We start from the raw sequence: 2,666 nt of genomic DNA, 5'->3' as shown, positions 1-2,666 counted from the left end.
AACCCCCCACCCCGCGGCGGGGCGGGTGATCCGCGGCGCGTCCAGGGGGCTCAGTGCGCGGTGCCGCCGGTGGCGGGCGTGCGGCCGTGCCGCATGACCACGGCGAGGACCAGGGCCACCGCCGCCGCGGCGCCGCAGACCCAGAAGCCCAGCTCGTAGCCGCGATCGCCGAAGATGTCCGGAATCGGCGCCGGTGGTTGTGCCTGTCCGCCGACGCTGACCAGCGCGGTCATGCCGTTGGCGTGCAGGAACGCCGTGACGATCGCCAGGCCGACGGCCACGCCCATCGACTGCATGACGCCGAGCATGCCCAGGCTGATGCCCTGCTGCTCCTGCGGGACGGCCTCCACCATGAGAATCGGCATGGCCGCGTAGTAGAAGCCGAAACCGATGCTGAACACGGCGTTCACGAGCAGGAACACCGTGCTGGTGTGCGGGAGCACGGCGAAGGCCACGGCCGAGCCGACGAAGATCGCCAGGGCGACGACGAGCGGGATCCTGGCGCCGACCCGGCGCGCGATCACGCCGGCGAGCGCGCCACAGACCATGGTGACCACGGCGCCGAGCAGGGCGATGCGCAGCGCGAACTCCAGCAGGGTATAGCCGCTGCCGTAGGTGTAGCCCGGGTCGAGTGTCACCTGGACGGCTTCGGCGGGCAGTGGCTGACCGGTCGCGGCCTGCACCTTGGCGAGAATGCCCTGTTGCGCGCCCGCTGCCACGGTTGCCTCGTCGGGGGTTTGCGACATGTAGGCGATGGCGTAGGAGACGACGCCGATCTGCAACGAGGCGAACAGCGCGCCGGCCAGCACCAGCGCGACGCGCGGGTGGAACAGCAGCTTCATATCCATGATCGGCTGTGCGACACGGGTTTCCACCAGCACGAACAGGATCAGCAGGACGACGCCGGTGATCACCCAGGCCAGGGTGGTCGGCTTGGCCCATCCCCAGTCGTGGCCCTTGTCGACGTAGATCAGGATCAGCGCGGCGCCACCGGAGAGCAGCACGGCGCCGACGATGTCGATCCGCTCGCGCACCCGCAGCTTGGACTCCGGCACCACGAAGTACACCAGCGGCAGCATCACCAGGGTGAACGCGGCCAGGCACCAGAAGATCGCGCGCCAGCTGTAGTTGTCGACGAGGAAGCCGCCGAGCAGCGGACCGGCGATGGCGGACACGCCGAGGCCGGTCGCGGTGATGCCGAGGCCGAGTGGGACGTACTTGCGTGGCATCAGGTCCCGGATCAGCCCGTAGGCGATGACCGCGGTCGCGATGGCCGTGGCTTGCAGACAGCGGCCGAGCAGGAAGATGCCCCAGTTCGAGGTGGTCGCGGAGAGCACGCAGCCGATCACGAACAGCACGCCGCAGATGAGGAACATCCGCTTCTTGCCCCAGACATCGCTCATCTTGCCGATGAGTGGGGACGCCGCCGCGCCGATCAGGCCGAAAACGATGATGGCCCAGTTGATGTTCGCGCCGACGCCGGGGAAGGTCGGGGCGATCTTCTGTAGTGCCGCCGAGACGATCGTGTACAGCATCGGGGCGATCTCGGTGAACATGACGATGACCGCCAGGACGGTGACGATCCGGGAGCGGGATGCGCCGTCGAGTCGTCCGGTGTCGTTGGCCTTGTCGAGGTCGGGGCCTTCTGACGTAGGTGGATCTTGAGGAATGGTGGACATTGCCACGCTCCGTTGTTCGGGAACTTCGTTCGAAATGGAGTGGAATGCGTGCGCTTCGGTGTGATGTAGATCGCACACCTTCCGCCACGGAGTATGTGACCTAGCGAGCGTTAGGTTGGTGTTATTTCGCGTTTGTCCCGCTGAGTGGGTCGTCAATGTCGATGGGTGGTTCGGGGGAGACCGATCGGTTTGCCCATGGGTTGCGAATCCGGCTGTGCCGCACAACGATCCGGATTCGGTCGATCTGGTGTTATGTGACATGGCTATGGCGCATCATGAGTGGGTATCACGCTGATCCCGGGGCAGGTCGGGTCGGCAAGTCGGAGGGAAATCCCATGAAGTTCAAGCAGTTGCTGGCTGCCGGTGTGCTCACCGTGGCAGCGACCGGCATCACCGCGGCCACCGCGCACGGCGCCCCCGTCGCAGGCCCCGCGGTGGCCGGTGTCGACGGCGCCGTCACCTATACCGCGGCGGTCGCCCCGGACGGGTCAGCGGCGACCGTGGCGCTGGCGGCGGGCACGTTCGAGCTCACGCCCGACGCCGGGGTCGCCGTGCTGGCGCCCGACGGGAGCCGGGTCGGCTTCATCCCGACGACAGTGCAGACCGTGGCCGGGCCCGCGGTGCGGGTGATCCCCGAGGTCGACGCCGCGGCGACGACGCTCACCCTCACCCCGGTCGGCGCGCCCGCGCCCAATCCGGTGGCGCTACAGAACATCGACCAGACCGGCAATATCGTCGCCGGCATCGCGATCGGCTGCGTCGTCGGCGCGCTGATCGGGTTGATCTTCCTGTTCGTCAGCGCCATTCCCGGCTGTGTGATCGGGGCGGTGATCGGCGGGATCATCGGCGCGAACCAGTAGTCACCGGCGTGCGACGGGTGGTGGGGATCTACCCGTCGCTCTGTCCTGGCCGACTCGAATGGTGTTGTTACGCCGAGTCCGGCCGGTCCCCAGCTGGGCCGGGAATGCGCCGTCGACGCGGACCCGA

2 protein-coding genes are annotated in these 2,666 nt (G+C 68.0%); one reads left to right on the top strand and one right to left on the bottom strand.

The genetic code is table 11. The features are described 5' to 3' along the window. Window positions 1-50: 50 nt before the first annotated feature. Window positions 51-1,679, bottom strand: a complete 1,629-nt coding sequence (locus tag ACFWPJ_RS29905) for an MFS transporter (protein ID WP_378856425.1) — start codon at window positions 1,677-1,679, stop codon at window positions 51-53. Window positions 1,680-2,014: 335 nt separating this feature from the next. Here ACFWPJ_RS29905 and ACFWPJ_RS29900 point away from each other — a divergent pair, with 335 nt between their 5' ends. After that, window positions 2,015-2,539: a hypothetical protein gene (locus ACFWPJ_RS29900; protein ID WP_378856423.1), complete on the top strand. Its 525-nt coding sequence runs from the start codon at window positions 2,015-2,017 to the stop codon at window positions 2,537-2,539. Window positions 2,540-2,666 lie beyond the last annotated feature (127 nt).

It is taken from the genome of Nocardia sp. NPDC058497 (genome assembly GCF_042720195.1).
In the GTDB taxonomy this organism is placed as follows: domain Bacteria; phylum Actinomycetota; class Actinomycetes; order Mycobacteriales; family Mycobacteriaceae; genus Nocardia.
Note: the sequence above shows the minus strand (reverse complement) of the source record. Positions and strands in the feature narration are given on the sequence as shown.